Origin of the sequence: Pseudomonas entomophila (assembly GCF_013523125.1) — a bacterium.
In the GTDB taxonomy this organism is placed as follows: domain Bacteria; phylum Pseudomonadota; class Gammaproteobacteria; order Pseudomonadales; family Pseudomonadaceae; genus Aquipseudomonas; species Aquipseudomonas entomophila_B.
This window is the reverse complement of sequence record NZ_JAAMQJ010000012.1, coordinates 24655-43016: the sequence shown is the minus strand read 5'-3', so window position 1 is coordinate 43016 and position 18362 is coordinate 24655. Positions and strand designations below refer to the sequence as shown.

14 protein-coding genes are annotated in these 18362 nt (G+C 67.3%); 11 read left to right on the top strand and 3 right to left on the bottom strand.

Annotation, left to right across the window (positions count from 1 at the left end):
- The first annotated feature begins 63 nt into the window (after positions 1–63).
- The 8 genes from speB (at position 64) to G7007_RS08920 (ending at position 9872) form a co-directional block, all read left to right on the top strand.
- Positions 64–1023 (top strand): agmatinase, encoded by a 960-nt coding sequence (gene speB, locus G7007_RS08955; RefSeq protein WP_181100939.1) that lies wholly within the window; start codon positions 64–66, stop codon positions 1021–1023.
- A gap of 11 nt (positions 1024–1034) precedes the next feature.
- The gene (locus G7007_RS08950; RefSeq protein ID WP_181101071.1) at positions 1035–1424 is read left to right on the top strand and encodes a YybH family protein; all 390 of its coding nucleotides are present in this window, start codon (positions 1035–1037) and stop codon (positions 1422–1424) included.
- Positions 1425–1585: 161 nt separating this feature from the next.
- On the top strand, positions 1586–3079 hold the full coding sequence (locus G7007_RS08945) for a purine-cytosine permease family protein (RefSeq protein WP_181100937.1): 1494 nt from the start codon (positions 1586–1588) through the stop codon (positions 3077–3079).
- 76 nt (positions 3080–3155) lie between these two features.
- Positions 3156–4553 (top strand): sodium:solute symporter, encoded by a 1398-nt coding sequence (locus G7007_RS08940; protein WP_181100936.1) that lies wholly within the window; start codon positions 3156–3158, stop codon positions 4551–4553.
- A gap of 37 nt (positions 4554–4590) precedes the next feature.
- Complete coding sequence (locus G7007_RS08935; protein ID WP_181100934.1) at positions 4591–6192, top strand: 5-guanidino-2-oxopentanoate decarboxylase; 1602 nt, start codon at positions 4591–4593, stop codon at positions 6190–6192.
- A gap of 112 nt (positions 6193–6304) precedes the next feature.
- Complete coding sequence (locus G7007_RS08930) at positions 6305–7732, top strand: aldehyde dehydrogenase family protein (RefSeq protein WP_181100932.1); 1428 nt, start codon at positions 6305–6307, stop codon at positions 7730–7732.
- Between the two features lie 156 nt (positions 7733–7888).
- On the top strand, positions 7889–9307 hold the full coding sequence (locus G7007_RS08925; protein WP_181100930.1) for an NAD(P)/FAD-dependent oxidoreductase: 1419 nt from the start codon (positions 7889–7891) through the stop codon (positions 9305–9307).
- Between the two features lie 73 nt (positions 9308–9380).
- A complete protein-coding gene (locus G7007_RS08920) occupies positions 9381–9872 on the top strand; it encodes a RidA family protein (RefSeq protein ID WP_181100929.1) in 492 nt (163 codons plus the stop codon).
- Positions 9873–9981: 109 nt separating this feature from the next.
- Here the strand turns inward: G7007_RS08920 and proP are convergent, their stop codons facing one another.
- The 3 genes from proP to G7007_RS08905 all read right to left on the bottom strand — a co-directional run bounded on the left by proP (position 9982) and on the right by G7007_RS08905 (position 14249).
- Positions 9982–11487 carry a glycine betaine/L-proline transporter ProP gene (proP, locus tag G7007_RS08915; protein WP_181100928.1) on the bottom strand — a complete coding sequence of 502 codons (1506 nt, stop codon included), beginning with the start codon at positions 11485–11487 and terminating at the stop codon, positions 9982–9984.
- A gap of 204 nt (positions 11488–11691) precedes the next feature.
- On the bottom strand, positions 11692–12414 hold the full coding sequence (locus G7007_RS08910) for a FadR/GntR family transcriptional regulator (protein WP_181100926.1): 723 nt from the start codon (positions 12412–12414) through the stop codon (positions 11692–11694).
- Between the two features lie 101 nt (positions 12415–12515).
- Positions 12516–14249 carry an IlvD/Edd family dehydratase gene (locus tag G7007_RS08905; protein WP_181100925.1) on the bottom strand — a complete coding sequence of 578 codons (1734 nt, stop codon included), beginning with the start codon at positions 14247–14249 and terminating at the stop codon, positions 12516–12518.
- A 181-nt stretch (positions 14250–14430) separates the two neighbouring features.
- Between G7007_RS08905 and G7007_RS08900 the strand changes: the two genes are divergently transcribed.
- From G7007_RS08900 to G7007_RS08890, 3 genes are read left to right on the top strand one after another with little or no spacing between them, the layout of a single operon-like run.
- Positions 14431–15738: an MFS transporter gene (locus tag G7007_RS08900; RefSeq protein ID WP_181100923.1), complete on the top strand. Its 1308-nt coding sequence runs from the start codon at positions 14431–14433 to the stop codon at positions 15736–15738.
- Between the two features lie 27 nt (positions 15739–15765).
- A complete protein-coding gene (araD1, locus tag G7007_RS08895) occupies positions 15766–16755 on the top strand; it encodes an AraD1 family protein (protein ID WP_181100922.1) in 990 nt (329 codons plus the stop codon).
- A gap of 27 nt (positions 16756–16782) precedes the next feature.
- Positions 16783–18357: an aldehyde dehydrogenase (NADP(+)) gene (locus tag G7007_RS08890; protein ID WP_181100920.1), complete on the top strand. Its 1575-nt coding sequence runs from the start codon at positions 16783–16785 to the stop codon at positions 18355–18357.
- The last annotated feature ends 5 nt before the right edge of the window (positions 18358–18362 follow it).

Genomic DNA, 18362 nt, shown 5'->3' with positions numbered 1-18362 from the left:
CTTTTGCCTGCCACGCGTTACCAGAATGGCCGCACATCAATGACAACAAAAGTGAGGCCACCCGTGGATCAGTCCCTCCACCAGCCTTTGGGCGGCAACGACATGCCCCGTTTCGGCGGCATCGCCACCATGCTTCGCCTGCCCCACGTGCAGACCCCCGAGGCCTTGAACCAACTCGACGCGGCCTTCGTCGGCATCCCTCTGGACATCGGCACATCGCTGCGCTCCGGCACCCGCTTCGGTCCTCGGCAGATCCGCGCCGAGTCGGTGATGATCCGCCCCTACAACATGGCCACCGGCGCGGCACCCTTCGACTCGCTGAACGTCGCCGACATCGGCGACATCCCGATCAATACCTTCAACCTGCTCGACGCCGTCCGCATCATCGAGCAGGAATACGACCGCATCCTCGACCACGGCATCATCCCGCTGACCCTGGGCGGCGACCACACCCTGACCCTGCCGATCCTGCGGGCGATCCACAAGAAGCACGGTAAGGTCGGCCTGGTGCACATCGATGCCCATGCCGACGTCAACGACCACATGTTCGGCGAGAAGATCGCCCACGGCACCACCTTCCGCCGTGCTCAGGAAGAAGGCCTGCTCGACAGCGATCGTGTCGTGCAGATCGGCCTGCGGGCCCAGGGCTACACCAGCGAGGACTTCAACTGGAGCCGCAAGCAGGGCTTCCGTGTCGTGCAGGCCGAGGAATGCTGGCACCGGTCCCTGGCCCCGTTGATGGCCGAGGTCCGCGAACAGGTCGGTGGCGGCCCGGTGTACCTGTCGTTCGACATCGACGGCATCGACCCGGCCTGGGCGCCGGGCACGGGCACCCCAGAAGTGGGCGGGCTGACCACCATCCAGGCGCTGGAGATCGTCCGCGGCTGTCAGGGCCTGGACCTGGTAGGCTGCGACCTGGTCGAGGTCTCGCCGCCCTACGACACCACCGGCAATACCTCGCTGTTGGGGGCCAACCTGCTCTACGAAATGCTCTGTGTGCTGCCAGGTGTAGTGCGCCGATGACGGCTGCGTCGATGGACCGTACGGCCGAGGTGCAGGCCGCTGCCGAAGCGTTGGTGACGGCGTTCGCCAGCAACGACGCGGCACGGTATTTCGCCTGCTTCAGCGAAGACGCCACGTTCGTGTTCCATACCCAGCCGCGGCCGCTTTCGCTCGAAGGCTATCGCGCACTCTGGCAACGCTGGCAGGCCGAGGGCTTTGCCGTGCTGGGCTGCCGTTCCAGCGGAGCTCACATCAGCCTGCAAGGCGATGAGGTGGCGATCTTCATCCATGACGTCGCGACCCACCTGCGCCTGGAGGGCGAAGAACACCACCTGGAAGAACGCGAGACCATCGTCTTTCGTCGCCAGGCCGGGCACTGGTTGGCGTGCCACGAGCACCTGTCCGCCCCGAGCCTGAGCTGAACCTGCGGCGCGCGTAGGGCCACCCTTCCCGCGCACGCTGCGGCCCCACACCCGGGGGCCTTGCTGTGACACCGCCCATCGGTCCTTGCCGGGGGTGAATAAAAAGGCTGGTGCGCCTGAACCGGCCTTACAAGAACCGTGACAGGCACCGGAGACACACCATGAGTACGGGTATCGAAACCTTTGGCGTCGAGCAGATTCCCGACGCACAGCGCGATGCATCCCCCACCGACCTGTTTCGCCTGATCTTCGGCGGCGCCAACACCTTCGCCACGGCGGTGCTGGGCAGCTTTCCCGTGCTGTTCGGCCTGTCGCTGCAGGCCGGCGTGTGGGCGATCGTCCTGGGCGTCGCGGTCGGCGCGCTGATTCTCGCGCCCATGAGCCTGTTCGGCGCGCTCAACGGCACCAACAACGCGGTGTCGTCCGGCGCGCACTTCGGCGTGCATGGGCGTATCGTCGGTTCCTTTCTCTCCCTGCTCACCGCCGTGGCGTTCTTCTCGCTGTCGGTGTGGAGTTCGGGCGACGCCCTGATCGGCGGCGCCAAGCGCCTGGTCGGCCTGCCCGAAAACGACCTGACCCTGGGCCTGGCCTATGGGGTGTTCGCCGTGCTGGTGCTGGCGGTGTGCATCTATGGGTTTCGCATCATGCTGTGGGTCAACAAGATCGCGGTGTGGGCATCGAGCCTGTTGTTCCTGCTGGGCCTGGTGGCCTTCGCCGGGCCGTTCGACCTGCACTACGCCGGCACCCTCGACGTCGAGCAGACAGGGTTCTGGGCCGCCTTCATCGGTGCGGCGTTGCTGGCGATGAGCAACCCGGTGTCGTTCGGCGCCTTTCTCGGCGACTGGTCGCGCTACATCCCACGCCATACGCCCAAGCGGCGAATCATGCTGGCGGTGGCCGCGGCCCAGGCCGGTACGCTGATTCCGTTTCTGTTCGGCCTGTGCACCGCCACCCTGGTGGCCACCCAGGCGCCGCAGTACATCGAGGCGAGCAACTACGTCGGCGGCCTGCTGGCGATTTCGCCGAGCTGGTTCTTCCTGCCGGTGTGCCTGATCGCACTGATCGGCGGCCTGTCGACTGGCACCACCGCGCTGTATGGCACGGGCCTGGACATGTCGAGCCTGTTCCCACGGGTACTGAGCCGCGCGGTGGCCACACTGCTGATCGGTGTGGTGGCGATCGCCTTCATCTTCATCGGCCGCTTCGCCTTCAACCTGGTCCAGAGCGTCTCGACCTTCGCCGTGCTGATCGTCACCTGCACCAGCCCCTGGATGGTGATCATGATCCTCGGCCTGATCGTGCGCCGCGGCGTCTACCACGCCGACGACCTGCACGTGTTCACCCGCGGCGAGCGCGGTGGGCGCTACTGGTTCCAGCACGGCTGGAACGGGCGCGGCCTGGGCGCCTGGATTCCGAGCGCAGCGCTGGGCTTGTGCTTCGTCAACCTGCCCGGCCAGTTCGTCGGCCCGCTGGGCAACCTGGCCGGTGGCATCGACATCAGCCTGCCGGTCACCTTGGGCATGGCGGCGCTGCTGTACCTGGTGCTGCTCAACCTGTTCCCGGAGCCGGCAGAGGTCTACGGCCCTCTCGGCCCGCGCTGGGTGCGGCAGAAAAGCCCCGTCGGCTTGAGACTCGAAGGCGCCGGGATCGCCTGATCACCCCGGCGGCCTTTCACACACCGGGCGTGTAGGGCCCGGTGTCCTTTCCTTCCAGAACAATGAGAACAACACCATGCTCCTGGATATCTCCGTAGTGATCCTTTACGCCGCCGGCATGCTGCTGCTCGGCTGGTACGGCATGCGTCGCGCGCGCACCCAGGAAGATTACCTGGTGGCCGGACGCAACCTGGGCCCGGCCTTCTACCTCGGCACCATGGCTGCCACGGTGCTGGGCGGTGCGGCGACCGTCGGCACCGTGCGCCTGGGTTATGTGCACGGCATCTCCGGGTTCTGGCTGTGCGCCGCGTTGGGCGCCGGGATCATCGTGCTCAACCTGTGCCTGGCCAAGCCCCTGCTCAAGCTGCGCGTCAGCACCGTGACGCAGATTCTCGAACGCCGCTACACGCCCATGGCGCGTCAGGCCAGCGCGGTGGTGATGTTCGCCTACGCGCTGATGATCGCCGTGGTCTCGACCCTGGCCAGTGGCACCGTGCTGCAAGTGCTGTTCGACCTGCCCTTCGTCACCGCCATCCTCCTGGCCGGTGGCGTGGTGGTGGTGTATTCGAGCATCGGTGGCATGTGGTCGTTGACCCTGACCGACATCGTGCAGTTCGTGATCAAGACCATCGGGTTGATGTTCGTGCTGCTGCCGATCTGCCTGTGGCGCGTCGGCGGTTGGGAGGCCCTGCACGCCAAGCTGCCGGAGGCTGCGTTCAACTTCACCACCCTGGGCTATGACACCATCCTCACCTACTTCCTGATCTACTTCTTCGGCATCCTCATCGGCCAGGACATCTGGCAGCGCGTGTTCACCGCGCGCAGCGAGAGGGTGGCAAGCGTGGCCGGCAGCCTGGCCGGGGTGTATTGCGTGATCTACGGCCTGGTCGGTGCGCTGATCGGCATGTGCGCCAAAGTGCTGCTGCCGGACCTGGCCAACGCCAACAACGCCTTCGCCTCGATCGTGCAGAGCGCCTTGCCCGACGGCATTCGCGGCCTGGTGATCGCCGCCGCGCTGGCGGCGATGATGTCCACCGCCAGCGCCGGCCTGCTGGCCGCCTCGACCACCCTCACCGAAGACCTGTTGCCCAAGCTGCGCAATGGCCGCGCCTCGAGCCTGGGCCTGTCGCGCGCCTTCACCTTCGGCACCGGGGTGGTGGTGCTGGGCATCGCGCTGGTCGTCAACGACGTCATCGGCGCACTGACCCTGGCCTACAACCTGCTGGTCGGCGGCATCCTGATCCCGATGCTCGGCGCCATCTACTGGAAGCGCGCGACCACGGCCGGGGCCATCGCCAGCATGAGCGTCGGCTGCCTGGCCGCCTTGCTGTTCATGTTCAAGGACGGCCTGGAAGCCAACACGCCGATCTACTACAGCCTGGGCCTGGGCCTGGTGAGCTTCGTGCTGGTCAGCCTGCTGACGCACGACCGCAAGGCCCGTCACCAAGCCCCGCATCCCCTCAAAGCAGGGTGAACTCGCCATGTCCTTCTCTCTCAATCAGGAACCTGCCATGACCACCTGTGGAGAATTCCTCGTCACGCAATTGCACGCCTGGGGCGTCGACACCGTGTTCGGCATCCCCGGTGTCCACACCGTCGAGCTGTACCGCGGCCTGCCGGACAGCGGCATCCGCCACGTCACCCCGCGCCACGAACAAGGCGCGGGCTTCATGGCCGACGGCTACGCACGGGTCAGCGGCAAGCCGGGGGTGTGCTTCATCATCACCGGCCCCGGCATGACCAACATCCTCACGGCCATGGGCCAGGCCTACGCCGACTCCATCCCGATGCTGGTGATCAGCAGCGTCAACGAGCGCGCGCGGCTCGGCCTGGGCAAGGGTTACCTGCACGAGCTGCCCAACCAGCGGGCGATGGTCGCCGGGGTCAGCGCGTTCAGCCATACCCTGATGAGCGTGGAGGAACTGCCGGGGGTCCTGGCACGCGCCTTCGCGGTCTTCGACAGCCAACGCCCGCGGCCGGTGCACATCGAGTTGCCACTGGACATCATCACTGCGCCAGCCGACCACCTGCAGATCCAGCCGCGCTGCCGCCTGCCACGTCCGGCCGCCGATGCTCACGCGCTGGCCGAGGCCGTGACCCGCCTGCAAGGCGCCCACCGCCCATTGCTGCTGCTCGGTGGCGGCTGCGTCGAGGCGCAGGCCGAGGCCACGGAGCTGGCCACCCGGCTCGATGCGCCCACGGCGCTGACCATCAACGCCAAAGGCCTCCTGCCGGGCGATCATCCGCTGTTGCTGGGCAGCAACCAGTCCCTGGTACCGGTGCGCGAGCTGGCGCTGGAAGCCGATGTGGTCCTGGCGATCGGCACCGAACTGGGCGAGACCGATTACGACGTGGTCTTCGACGGCAACTTCCGCCTCGGCGGCGAGTTGATCCGCGTCGACATCGATGCCGAGCAACTGACCCGCAATCACGCGCCGAGCCTGGCCATCCTCGGCGATGCCCGGCAGACCATGCAGGCCCTGCTGGCGCACCTGCCGGCTCGCGTCCCGAACCTGGACAGCCCAGGCGCGCGCCGAGCCGCCCAGGTCCGTGGCCGACTGGCCGAGGACTTCACCGGCTGGGCCCACTACCGGCGCCTGTTCGACTGCATCCTCGAGGTCCTGCCCGAAGCACGCTTCGTCGGTGACTCCACGCAGACCGTCTACAGCGGCAACCACCTGGTGGAACTGGCCGGCCCGCGCCGCTGGTTCAACTCGTCCACCGGGTACGGAACCCTTGGCTACGGCTTGCCGGCCGCCATCGGCGCCAAGCTGGCCGAACCCCAGCGCGCGGTGATCAGCCTGATGGGCGACGGTGGCATCCAGTTCAGCCTGCCGGAGCTGGCCAGCGCCGTGGAAGCGCAGGTCGGCCTCATCGTGCTGCTGTGGAACAACCGGGGCTACGGCGAGATCAAGCGCTACATGGAGCGTCGTGACATCACGCCCCTGGGCGTGGACATCTACACGCCGGACTTCCTCGCCATCGCCCGCGGCTTCGGCTGCGCTGCCGAGCGTGCCCGCGATCACGCGCACCTGCAGACACTGCTGCGCCAGGCCCCCGACGACCGCCCCCTGATCATCGAGATCGACGAGGCACCGCCGTTCGCGCCCTGAGCCCTCTACCTCTTCCCCGTCCTGTCCGGCGTGAACGTTCGCAGGCAGGGCGACGTGCTGCGGGGCGGACGCACCCCGCCTTGCCCTCATCAATGGACGACTGGAAACGACCATGAACACCCCTCACTACATCGACGGCCAATGGGTCGCAGGCGCCGGCAACGACTGCCTGGTGGCCTACGACCCGTCCCTGGCCCACCCCATCGCCGAACTGAGGTCGGCCGACCGCGCCCAGGTCGACCACGCCGTCGCGGCCGCACGCCGGGCCTTGCCGGCCTGGAAGGCGACCCCGGTGGCCGAGCGGGCTGCCCTGCTGCGCGGTTTCGCCGAACAGCTGATGCAGCAACGCGACGCGCTGATCACCGTACAGATGCGCAACAACGGCAAGCCCCGCCACGAGGCTGAAGTGGACGTCGACGATGCCGTGGCCACCTTCACCTATTACGCGGCCCTGATCGAGCAGCAGGACACGTCGCCCGAGGTGGCTCTGGCCGCGTCGGGATTCACGTCGCGCACGCGTCGCGAGCCTGTCGGCGTGGTCGGGTTGATCGTGCCGTGGAACTTCCCGCTAGTCACCAGCGCCTGGAAGCTCGCGCCCGCCCTGGCTGCAGGCTGCACCGTGGTACTCAAGCCTTCGGAGATCACCCCGCTGATCGAACAGACCTACGCCCGGATCGCCGAGCGGCTCGGGCTGCCGGCCGGGGTGCTGAACCTGGTCCTGGGCAAGGCCGAGACCGGCGCCGCGTTGAGCGAACACCCTGGCCTGGACAAGCTGTCGTTCACCGGCAGCAACGCGGTGGGCCGCCAGGTGATGCGCAGTTCAGCCGCCTATTGCCGACCTGTGACTCTGGAACTGGGCGGCAAGTCGGCGATCCTCGTGTTCGACGATTGCGACCCGGACCAGGCGGTCGAGTGGATCGTCGCCGGCATCTGCTGGAACGCCGGGCAGATGTGCTCGGCCACCTCGCGCCTGCTGGTGCAGGACGGCATCGCCGAGGCCTTGCTACCACGCCTGCAAGCGGCCTTCGCCGCGCTGCGCGTGGGTAACCCGCTGACCGACACCGTCGACATGGGCCCAGTGACCTGCGAAGCGCAGTGGCACAAGGTCGCCGAGTACTTCCAGATCGCCCGCGCCGAAGGCCTGCACTGCCTGACCGGCGGGTCGACGCTGGCACGCGAAGGCTGGTTCGTCAGCCCGACGCTGTACGTCGACGTGCCTGGCAGCAGTCGCCTGTGGCAAGAAGAGATCTTCGGCCCGGTGCTCTGCACCCAGCGCTTCTCCACCGAGGCGCAGGCGATCGCTCTGGCCAACGACAGCCGCTTCGGCCTGGTCGCCACCGTCGCCAGCGCCGACCTGGCACGTGCCGAGCGGGTGGCCGATGCGCTGGACGTCGGCCACGTCTGGATCAACTCGGTCCAGGCCGTCTTCGTCGAGACCTCCTGGGGCGGCACCAAGGGCAGCGGGATCGGCCGCGAGCTGGGGCCCTGGGGGCTGGCCGCCTATCAGTCGATCAAGCACGTGACCCGCTGCCTCGACTGAGCCCTGCCGTACCGAACGACCGACACCCACCCCGAGACGCCCTCACCGCGCGCAGGGCGCACGCCAGGCCTGACTTCGAAAAGCCTGGCGTGCCCCGCCGCGCCCGGGGCGTCTCGCCGGGTGTCGCCTCCCCTCGCAACAAGGAAACGAGTCGAAATGGGTGTGACAAGACGCAAGTTCTTGATAGGCAGTGGCCTGGTGGCCATGGCCGGTGGTGCCGGGGCGCTGACCCCCATGCTGACCCGCGAGGGTCGCCTGATCCCGGGCACGCCCAGGTCGGGCTTCGTGGCCGGCACCGACGGGCCGCTGCCCGCGCAGGCGGACGCGGTGATCGTGGGCGCAGGCATCCTGGGCATCATGACCGCGATCAGCCTGGCCGAACGTGGCCTGTCCGTGGTTGCCGTCGAGAAGGGCGAGATCGCCGCCGAGCAGTCCTGCCGGTTCTACGGCCAGGCCATGACCTACCGGATGCCGGACGCCACCTTCCAGCTGCACCACCTGGCCAAGCAGCAATGGCGCGAGATGAACGCCAAGGTCGGGGTCGACACCAGCTACCGCACCCAGGGCCGGGTCGAGGTCCCGCTGGACGAGCATGACCTGGAGCAGGTGCGCGCCTGGATCGAGGCCAGGACCCGGGAAACCGCGGGCTCGCCGGTCCCTTTCAGGACGCGCATGGTCGAAGGCCGCGCGCTCGAGCAGCGCCTGCGTGGCGCGACGTCGTCCTGGTCGATTGCCGGGTTCGAGGAGGACGCTGGCAGCCTGGACGCCGAGATCGCCTCGTTCGTCATGGCCGAGTACGCCAAGCGGCTCGGGGTGAAGTTCTACACCCAGTGCGCCGCACGGGGGCTGGACACCCAGGCCGGCGCCATTTCCGATGTGGTGACGGAGAAAGGCGTCATCCGCACGTCCCGCGTGGTCGTGGCGGGGGGTGCCTGGTCCCGGCTGTTCATGCAGAACCTGGGGGTCGACGTGCCGACCTTGCCGGCCTACCAGTCACAGCAGCTGATCAGCGGGGCGCCCCAGGCACCTGGTGGCAACGTCGCCCTGCCGGGCAACATCTACTTCCGCGAGCAGGCCGATGGCACCTACGCGACCTCGCCTCGCGTCGTCGTCGCCCCCGTGGTCAAGGAGTCGTTCCTCTACGGGTACAAGTACCTGCCACTGCTGGCCATGCCGAACTTCCCGGTGCACGTCTCGCTGAACCGGCAACTGTTCGAATCGCTTTTCCAGCCCACGCAGTGGGCCTTGGACGAGGTCACGCCCTTCGAGCGCAACCGGATCATGACCGCCGCCCCGGACCTTCCGGAGCTGAACGCGTCCCTGGAACGACTGAAGGCCGAATTCCCAGCCTTCAGGGCTTCGACGCTGATCGATCAGTGGAGCGGCGCCATGGCCATCGCGCCGGACGAGAACCCCATCATCTCCACGGTCGAACGGTACCCAGGGCTGGTCCTCAACACTGCCACCGGCTGGGGGATGACCGAAAGCCCGGTGTCCTCCCGCCTGACGGCGGACCTGCTGCTGGGCCAGACGCCGAGCCTCGACCCACGCCCGTTCAGGCTCGATCGATTCTGACCGTAACGCTTTGCCCCCTGCCTGAGACGCTCACGTGGCGCAGGCAGGCTTTTCCCACCTTAAGGAGGTCCCCATGAAACCCGCTTTGAAGACGTTTGCCCTGTCCGCCCTGATCGCTGCCAGTGGCGCACAGGCCCAGGAGGTTGTGCGCCACGGTGCCGGCGACTTTCCGATCTCGTCGGCAGTCGAGATCCCTGCTGGCAAGACCTTGGTCTACCTGAGCGGCACCGTGCCGTCGGTGATCGATGCCCAGTCGGCCCCGGACTCCCTGGCCGCCTTCGGCGACACGAAGGCGCAGACGGTCGATGTGCTGAAGCAGATCCAGCGCCAGTTGAAGACGCTCGGGTTGACGTTCAAGGACGTGGTGAAGATGCAGGCCTTCCTGGTCGGCGGGCCGGAGCATGGCGGCGTCATGGACTTCGAAGGTTTCATGGCCGGCTATACGCAGTTCTTCGGCGCGGCCGCCGGGCAGCCGAACCTGCCGGCGCGCTCGGCCTTCCAGGTCGCGGGCCTGGCCCACCCGGCCTGGCGGGTCGAGATCGAAGTGGTCGCGGTGCGTCCCTGAGGGCGGCGTGCGCTGACGACCGGGCATGAAAAAGGGGCATGCACCTCGGTGAGGGCTGCCCCTTGTCTACTACCGCGCTCGAAGCCGGGCGCGTTCATCCGGCCTGCGCTTACTCGTTGATGCGCGGGTGCTGCTGCACCAGAACCTTGCGCTTGGCTTCCAGTTCGGCCATCTGTGCGTCGATGTCTTCGATCTTCTGCTCGATGTTGTCGTGATGCTCCTGCAACAGCTCACGCGCCTCGTGGATGTCCGACGCCGCCGGTGCCGCGCCACGCAGTGGCTTGTTGGCGGTCTCTTTCATGGTCACGCCGGTGACCAGGCCGATCAGCGCCACCACCATCAGGTAGTAGGCCGGCATCATCAGGTTCTGGGTGGTTTCCACCAGCCAGGCGGCGATGGTCGGGGTCAGACCGGCGATCAGCACCGAGATGTTGAAGGCACTGGCCAGGGCGCTGTAGCGAATGTGCGTCGGGAACATCGCCGGCAGGGTCGAGGCCATGACGCCGATGAAGAAGTTCAGCAGCACCGCCAGCAGCAGCAGGCCGGCGAAGATCAGCCCCAGCACACCGCTGTTGATCATCATGAACGCCGGGATCACGAAGAGGAACAGCCCGATGCTGCCCATGATGATGAAGGGCTTGCGACCGATCTTGTCACTGACGAAACCGATGACCGGCTGTACGAACAGCATGCCGACCATGATCGCGATGATGATCAGCACGCCATGGTTTTCGCTGTAGCCGAGGTTGTGTGACAGGTAACTCGGCATGTAGGTCAGCAGCATGTAGTAGGTGACGTTGGTCGCGATGACCACGCCGATGCAGGTCAGCAGGCTGCGCCAGTGCTTGGTGGCGACCTCCTTGAACGACACCTTGGGACCGGCGGCCAGGCCTTCGCGGTCGCCCTGCTCGAGCTTGTCGACGTGCTGCTGGAAGGCCGGGGTCTCTTCCAGCGCATGGCGCAGGTAGAGGCCGATCATGCCCAGCGGCAAGGCCAGGAAGAACGGAATGCGCCAGCCCCACTCGAAGAACTTCTCTTCGCCGACGATGGCCGAGATCATCACCACCACGCCTGCGCCCAGCACGAAGCCGGCGATCGAACCGAAGTCCAGCCAGCTGCCGAGGAAGCCGCGCTTGCGGTCCGGGGCGTACTCGGCCACGAAGATCGAGGCACCGGTGTACTCACCCCCCACCGAGAAGCCTTGGGCCATCTTGGCGAGCAGCAGCAGGATCGGCGCCCAGATGCCGATCGACGCGTACGAGGGAATACAACCGATCGCGAAGGTACTGAGCGACATGATCACGATCGTCGCGGCCAGGACTTTCTGTCGCCCGTAACGGTCGCCCAGGGCGCCGAAGAACAGGCCACCGAGGGGGCGAATCAGGAAGGGCACCGAGAAGGTCGCCAGGGCGGCGACCATCTGCACGCTGGGGTCGGCGTTGGGGAAGAACACCTTGCCGAGCACGTAGGCGACGAAGCCGTAGACGCCGAAGTCGAACCATTCCATGGCGTTGCCCAGTGCGGCGGCGGTGATCGCCTTGCGCATCTTGGCATCGTCGACAATGGTGATGTCGTTGAGCCCAATGGGCTTGACGCGTTTCTTGCGTAATTTCATGCGGGTACCTGATCGCTGTCGTGTCTCGCTGGGGCGAGCTTCAAAGAAACGGTTCTGACTAGCGCACGAGGTGGCGCTGTGCCTTTACTCAGAAACCTTTTGAATCAGATCAGGAAACAGGTGAAATAATTCAGCGCGTGCCGATTATTTCGTGGCGTGAAGGTTTTGTGGAGGGACAAAAGGCGCGCCAACGACGCCTGCGACTCAGCTGATCGGGTCCTGCCCCAGGACCTTGCTCAAGGCCACGCGGGCGTCTTCCAGCTGTACCAGCGCCGCATGCCGTGCGCCCAGGGCGTCACCGTTCTGGATGGCGGTGAGGATCGCCTGGTGCCGGGGCAGCGCCAGCTGGTCGAAGTTGGAGCGCTGGTTGGAGTAACGCACCGACTCGCGCAGGGCCAGCGACAGCATGTTGCACAGGTAGGCCAGCAGGTCGTTGTGCGTGGCATCGGCGATGCGGGCGTGGAAATCCAGATCCGGCTGCAGGCGCTCTTCCGGCGTGCTGGCCTGCTCCATGCGCTGGTAGGCCTCGGCGATCGAGGCGACGTCGGCTTCGGTGGCGTTGCTCGCCGCCAGGGCCGCTGCTGCCGGTTCGATGACCCAGCGCACGCTCGAGAGCATGTTGAAGAACTCCTGCTGGGGCGTGGCCTGCATCAGCCAGTGCAGCACGTCCGGGTCGAGCATGTGCCAGTCGTGCCGTGGCCTGACCAGGGTGCCGACCCGCGGCTTGGCCTGGACCAGCCCCTTGGCGGTCAGCGCCCGCATGGCTTCGCGAAACACCGGCCGGCTGATCGCGTACGCCTCGCACAGGCTGGCCTCGGAAGGCAGCTTCTGCTGGGGCTGGAGCTGACCGGAGACGATCTGCAGGCCCAGGTCCTGGACCAAGGTGGCGTGCATGCTCTTGCGCGGCGTGGGCTGGCGGTAGTTCATGGGGGCGCGGGAGACGTCCTTCAGGCGTGGCCGCGCATCATAGCACCCCTGCGCCGGCAACGGCCCCGCCGTCGGCCCGGCGCGGCCTGACAGGCCCGTGCTCAATGGGAGTGCTTGGGCACGGCCGAACCCCGACAGCCGACCAGGAAGTCGAAGTCGCAGCCTTCGTCGGCCTGCATGACGTGGTCCAGGTAGAGCCGGGCGTAGCCGCTGGTGATCAGCTGCGGCACCGGCGCCACGTCGGCCAGGCGCCCGGCCAGTTCCTCGTCGGAGATGTCCAGGTGCAGGCGGCCTTCGTGGCAGTCCAGTTCGATCCAGTCGCCTTCGCGCACGACGGCCAGTGGGCCGCCAGCCGCCGCTTCCGGCGCCACGTGCAAGACCACGGTGCCATAGGCGGTGCCGCTCATGCGTGCGTCGGAGATGCGCACCATGTCGGTCACGCCCTGGGCCAGCAGCTTGGCCGGCAGCCCCATGTTGCCGACCTCGGCCATGCCGGGGTAGCCCTTGGGCCCGCAGTGCTTCATCACCAGCACCGAGTTGGCGTCGACGTCCAGCGCCGGGTCGTTGATGCGGGCCTTGTAGTCCTCGAAGTGCTCGAACACCACGGCACGGCCACGATGGCGCATCAGCGCCGGGGTCGCCGCCGACGGCTTGAGCACCGCGCCCTTGGGCGCCAGGTTGCCGCGCAGGATGCAGATGCCGCCATCGGCCACCAGCGGACGCTCCAAGGGGCGAATCACCTCTTCGTCGTACAGCGGCGCGGCCTGGCAGTTGTCCCACAGGCTCTGGCCGTTGACCGTCAGGGCGCCTGGATTGGGCAGCAGGTCGTGCTCGCCGAGACGGCGGATCACCGCAGGCAGGCCCCCGGCATAGTAGAACTCTTCCATCAGGAAGCGGCCCGAGGGCTGCAGGTCGACCAGGGTCGGTGTGCCACGGCCGATGCGGGTCCAGTCTTCCAGCTGCAGGTCGACGCCGATGCGCCCGGCGATGGCCTTGAGGTGGATCACCGCGTTGGTCGAGCCGCCGATGGCGGCGTTGACGCGGATGGCGTTCTCGAAGGCTTCGCGGGTGAGGATCTTCGACAGGCGCAGGTCTTCGCGGGCCATGTCGACGATGCGCATGCCGGACAGGTGCGCCAGCACGTAGCGGCGCGCGTCTACCGCCGGGATGGCGGCATTGTGCGGCAGCGAGGTGCCCAGCGCTTCGGCCATGCAGGCCATGGTCGAGGCCGTGCCCATGGTGTTGCAGGTGCCGGCCGAGCGCGACATGCCCGCCTCGGCCGAGAGGAATTCGTTGAGGTCGATCTGCCCGGCCTTGTAGGCCTCGTGCATCTGCCAGACGATGGTCCCGGCGCCGATGTCGCGCCCCTTGTGCTTGCCGTTGAGCATCGGCCCGCCGGTCACCACGATCGCCGGGACGTCGCAGCTGGCCGCGCCCATCAGCAGCGCCGGGGTGGTCTTGTCGCAGCCGGTCAGCAGCACCACCGCATCCACCGGGTTGCCCCGGATCGATTCTTCGACGTCCATGCTCGCCAGGTTGCGGGTGAGCATGGCGGTCGGCCGCAGGTTGGACTCGCCGCTGGAAAACACCGGGAACTCCACCGGGAAGCCACCCGCCTCCAGCACCCCTTTCTTCACGTGTTCGGCGATCTTGCGAAAGTGCGCGTTGCAGGGCGTGAGCTCCGACCAGGTGTTGCAGATGCCGATGATCGGGCGGCCATCGAAGGCATGGTCGGGAATGCCCTGGTTCTTCATCCAGCTGCGGTACATGAAGCCGTTCTTGTCGGCCGTACCGAACCATTGGGCCGAGCGTAGCGGTTTTTTGTTATCGGACATGACGGCACCTTATTGGTATTACTATTTAGCAGTGTTGAGCGGACTCTAGCGACAAAACAGCCTCATGTGAAGGGTTGTTGCTTTAAATAGTAATACTATAAGATGTTCCAGACCGTTGACGGCCTGCCATGGGCCCCAACCGCGTGTTGCATCCATTACAAGAACAATTGGAGACATCGCCATGGTTCATGAGCAGCGGCTCGTCCGCCTGATCACGTGGAAACTCATTCCCTTTTTGGTCCTGCTGTACCTGGTGGCCTACGTCGACCGCTCTGCGGTGGGCTTCGCCAAGCTGCACATGGGCGCCGACATCGGCCTGGGCGATGCCGCCTACGGGCTGGGCGCCGGGTTGTTCTTCATCGGCTACTTCTTCTTCGAAGTGCCCAGCAACCTGCTGCTCGACCGCTTCGGCGCGCGGCGCTGGTTTGCCCGCATCCTGCTGACGTGGGGTGCGATCACCATCGGCATGGCCTTCGTCACCGGCCCCATGGGCTTCTACGTCATGCGCCTGCTGCTAGGGGTGGCCGAGGCCGGGTTCTTCCCCGGCGTGCTGTACTACATCACCCAGTGGTACCCGGTGCGTCATCGCGGCAAGATCCTGGGCTTCTTCATCCTTTCGCAGCCGCTGGCGATGCTAGTGACCGGGCCGCTCTCCGGCGCGCTGCTGGGCCTCGATGGCCTGCAGGGCCTGCACGGCTGGCAATGGCTGTTCATCTGCATCGGCACCCCGGCAGTGCTGCTGGCCTGGCCGACCCTGCGCCTGCTGCCCGATGGCCCGGCCACCGTGCGCTGGCTGACAGATGCGCAGCGCAGCTGGTTGCAAGAGCAACTGGCCAACGACCTGCGCGAGTTCGGCCAGGCTCGCCATGGCAACCCCTTGCATGCGTTGAAGGACCGCCGGGTCCTGCTGCTGGCGCTGTTCTACCTGCCGGTCACCCTGAGCATCTATGGCCTGGGGCTGTGGCTGCCGACGCTGGTGCACCAGTTCGGCGGCAGCGACCTGGTCACCGGCTTCGTCTCGGCGGTGCCCTACCTGTTCGGCATCATCGGCCTGCTGATCGTCCCACGCAGCTCCGACCGCCTGAACGATCGCTACGGCCACCTCGGCCTGCTCTACGCCCTGGGTGCGGTGGGCCTGTTCTTCAGCGCCTGGCTCAGCGCGCCGGTCATGCAGCTGGCGGCGTTGTGCCTGGTGGCCTTCGCGCTGTTCTCCTGCACGGCGATCTTCTGGACCTTGCCAGGACGCTTCCTGTCCGGCGCCAGCGCCGCGGCCGGGATCGCCCTGATCAACTCCCTCGGCAACCTCGGCGGCTACCTGGGGCCCTTCGGCATCGGCGCGCTCAAGGAACACACCGGGCACCTGTCCTCGGGCCTGTACTTCCTGGCCGTGGTGATGCTGTTCGGGCTGCTGCTCACCAGCGTGGTGTACACCCGCCTGGAATGCCGCCAACGCCAGGCCTCGGCGCACACGACCGATGCCTCCCACTGACCCTCTCACTCAACAAGCGAGTACCCCATGCGATTGATCCAATTCGAAACGGCCGCGGGCGAACGCCGCGTAGGTGTGGTGGAAGGCGAGCGCGCCCTGGAAGTCCAAGGCACGCACAGCACCCGTGAGCTGGCCTTGCGGGCCATCGCCGCCGGGCGCGACCTGGTGGGCGAAGTCGAGGCCGCCGGCCTTGGCGCGGCCCACGACTACCTGGCCCTGCTGGCCGAAGGGCGCGTCCTGCCGCCCCTGGACCACCCGGACCCTGCCCACTGCCTGGTCACCGGCACCGGCCTGACCCACCTGGGCAGCGCTGCCACCCGCGACAAGATGCACCAGCAGCAGACCGAGGGCGCGGTGACCGACAGCCTGCGCATGTTCCAGTGGGGCCTGGAGGGTGGCCAGCCGCCTGCGGGCGAAGTCGGTGCGCAGCCTGAATGGTTCTACAAGGGCGACGGTGGCATCGTCGTGCGTCCGGGCGGCGACCTGCCCCTGCCGGCGTTCGCCGAGGATGCCGGCGAAGAGCCGGAGCTGGTCGGGCTGTACCTGATCGACGGCGACGGTACGCCGGTACGGCTGGGTTATGCCCTGGGCAACGAGTTCTCCGACCACGTCATGGAGCGCCGCAACTACCTGTACCTGGCGCATTCCAAGCTGCGCGCCTGCAGCTTCGGCCCGGAACTGCGCGTCGGCGCATTGCCGCCACACCTGGAAGGCACCAGCCGGATCCTGCGCGACGGCCAGGTACTATGGTCCAAGCCGTTCCTCAGCGGTCAGCAGAACATGTGCCACAGCCTCGAGAACCTCGAGTTCCACCACTTCAAGTACAGCCAGTTCCTGCGCCCCGGCGACATCCACGTGCATTATTTCGGCACCGCCACGCTGTCGTTCGCCGACGGCATCCAGGCGCGTCCCGGCGACACTTTCGAGATCAGCCTGGACGCCTTCGGCCAGCCGCTGCGCAACGGCATCGTCGCCTTGCCCGAGCAGGTTCGGCCGGGTCTCGTGAAAAGCCTCTGAGCCTTCCCTTCCTGATAGGAGTTCACCATGTCCGCACGCCAGTTCATCGGCGGCCAGCGCATCGGCGCCGGCACCGTCACCTTGCAGAGCCTCGACGCCCGCACCGGCGAGGCCCTGCCCCAGACCTTCGTCCAAGCCACACCTGAAGAGGTCGCCGCGGCGGCCGAGGCGGCCGAAGCCGCCTTCCTGACCTACAACGGCCTGGCCCCGGCGCGGCGCGCGCAGTTCCTCGACGCCATCGCCGATCAGCTCGACGCGCTGGATGACACCTTCGTCGCCACCGTATGCCGGGAAACCGCCCTGCCCGCTGCCCGCATCCAGGGTGAGCGCAGCCGCACCAGCAACCAGATGCGTTTGTTCGCCAAGGTCCTGCGCCGTGGCGACTACCTGGGCGCGCGCATCGACCGCGCGCAGCCCCAGCGCCAGCCAATGCCCCGCCCCGACCTGCGCCAGTACCGCACCGGTGTCGGCCCGGTGGCGGTGTTCGGTGCCAGCAACTTCCCGTTGGCCTTCTCCACCGCAGGCGGTGACACCGCCGCGGCGCTGGCCGCCGGCTGCCCGGTGGTGGTCAAGGCGCACAGCGGCCACATGGCCACCGCCGAGCAGGTGGCCGAGGCCATCCAGCGCGCCGCCGTGGCCACCGACATGCCGGCCGGGGTGTTCAACATGATCTACGGCGGTGGCGTCGGCGAAGCGCTGGTGCGCCACCCGGCGATTCAGGCGGTAGGCTTCACCGGCTCGCTCAAGGGCGGCCGCGCCCTCTGCGACCTGGCCGCGGCACGCCCGCAGCCGATCCCGGTGTTCGCCGAGATGAGCAGCATCAACCCGGTGCTGGTCCTGCCCGAGGCCGTGCAGGCCCGAGGCGAGCGCATCGCCCAGGAACTGGCCGCGTCGGTGGTACTGGGCGCCGGGCAATTCTGCACCAACCCAGGCCTGATCATTGGCCTGGCAGGCGAGGCCTTCGACCGCTTCGTGGCCGCGCTCGGGGCGCACCTGGCGGACCAGGCTGGCCAGACCCTGCTCAACGCCGGCACCCTGCGCAGCTACAGCGGCGGTGTGCAGCGCCTGATGCAGCATCCCGGCGTGCAGCACCTGGCCGGTGCCGAACAGGCAGACAACGAGGCCCGTGCGCAGCTGTTCAAGGCCGACGTCAGCCTGTTGCTGCAGGGCGATGCGCTGTTGCAGGAAGAAGTCTTCGGTCCGACGACCATCGTCGTCGAGGTGGCCAACGAGGCCGAGCTGCGCCAGGCAGTGGAGGCGCTGCACGGGCAACTGACCGTGACCCTGATCGCCGAGCCCCAGGACCTGCAGCGCTTCGCGCCCCTGGTGCCGGTGCTGGAGCGCAAGGCGGGTCGCTTGCTGGTCAATGGCTACCCGACCGGGGTCGAGGTCTGTGACGCCATGGTGCATGGCGGCCCTTACCCGGCGACGTCCGATGCTCGCGGTACGTCGGTCGGTACCCTGGCCATCGATCGCTTCCTGCGCCCGGTGTGCTACCAGGACTACCCGGACGCGCTGCTGCCTCCGGCGCTGCAGAACGCCAACCCCCTGGGCCTGCAACGTCTGGTCGATGGCGAGCACAGTCGTGAGGCGCTGAGCTGAGGCCG

What these genes read in the sequence shown, in the direction of transcription:
- G7007_RS08950 (WP_181101071.1), top strand. Translation starts at nt 1,035, where the DNA reads ATGGACCGTACGGCCGAGGTGCAGGCCGCTGCCGAAGCGTTGGTGACG.
- G7007_RS08945 (WP_181100937.1), top strand. Translation starts at nt 1,586, where the DNA reads ATGAGTACGGGTATCGAAACCTTTGGCGTCGAGCAGATTCCCGACGCA.
- G7007_RS08940 (WP_181100936.1), top strand. Translation starts at nt 3,156, where the DNA reads ATGCTCCTGGATATCTCCGTAGTGATCCTTTACGCCGCCGGCATGCTG.
- G7007_RS08935 (WP_181100934.1), top strand. Translation starts at nt 4,591, where the DNA reads ATGACCACCTGTGGAGAATTCCTCGTCACGCAATTGCACGCCTGGGGC.
- G7007_RS08930 (WP_181100932.1), top strand. Translation starts at nt 6,305, where the DNA reads ATGAACACCCCTCACTACATCGACGGCCAATGGGTCGCAGGCGCCGGC.
- G7007_RS08925 (WP_181100930.1), top strand. Translation starts at nt 7,889, where the DNA reads ATGGGTGTGACAAGACGCAAGTTCTTGATAGGCAGTGGCCTGGTGGCC.
- G7007_RS08920 (WP_181100929.1), top strand. Translation starts at nt 9,381, where the DNA reads ATGAAACCCGCTTTGAAGACGTTTGCCCTGTCCGCCCTGATCGCTGCC.
- proP (WP_181100928.1), bottom strand. Translation starts at nt 11,487, where the DNA reads ATGAAATTACGCAAGAAACGCGTCAAGCCCATTGGGCTCAACGACATC.
- G7007_RS08910 (WP_181100926.1), bottom strand. Translation starts at nt 12,414, where the DNA reads ATGAACTACCGCCAGCCCACGCCGCGCAAGAGCATGCACGCCACCTTG.
- G7007_RS08905 (WP_181100925.1), bottom strand. Translation starts at nt 14,249, where the DNA reads ATGTCCGATAACAAAAAACCGCTACGCTCGGCCCAATGGTTCGGTACG.
- G7007_RS08900 (WP_181100923.1), top strand. Translation starts at nt 14,431, where the DNA reads ATGGTTCATGAGCAGCGGCTCGTCCGCCTGATCACGTGGAAACTCATT.
- araD1 (WP_181100922.1), top strand. Translation starts at nt 15,766, where the DNA reads ATGCGATTGATCCAATTCGAAACGGCCGCGGGCGAACGCCGCGTAGGT.
- G7007_RS08890 (WP_181100920.1), top strand. Translation starts at nt 16,783, where the DNA reads ATGTCCGCACGCCAGTTCATCGGCGGCCAGCGCATCGGCGCCGGCACC.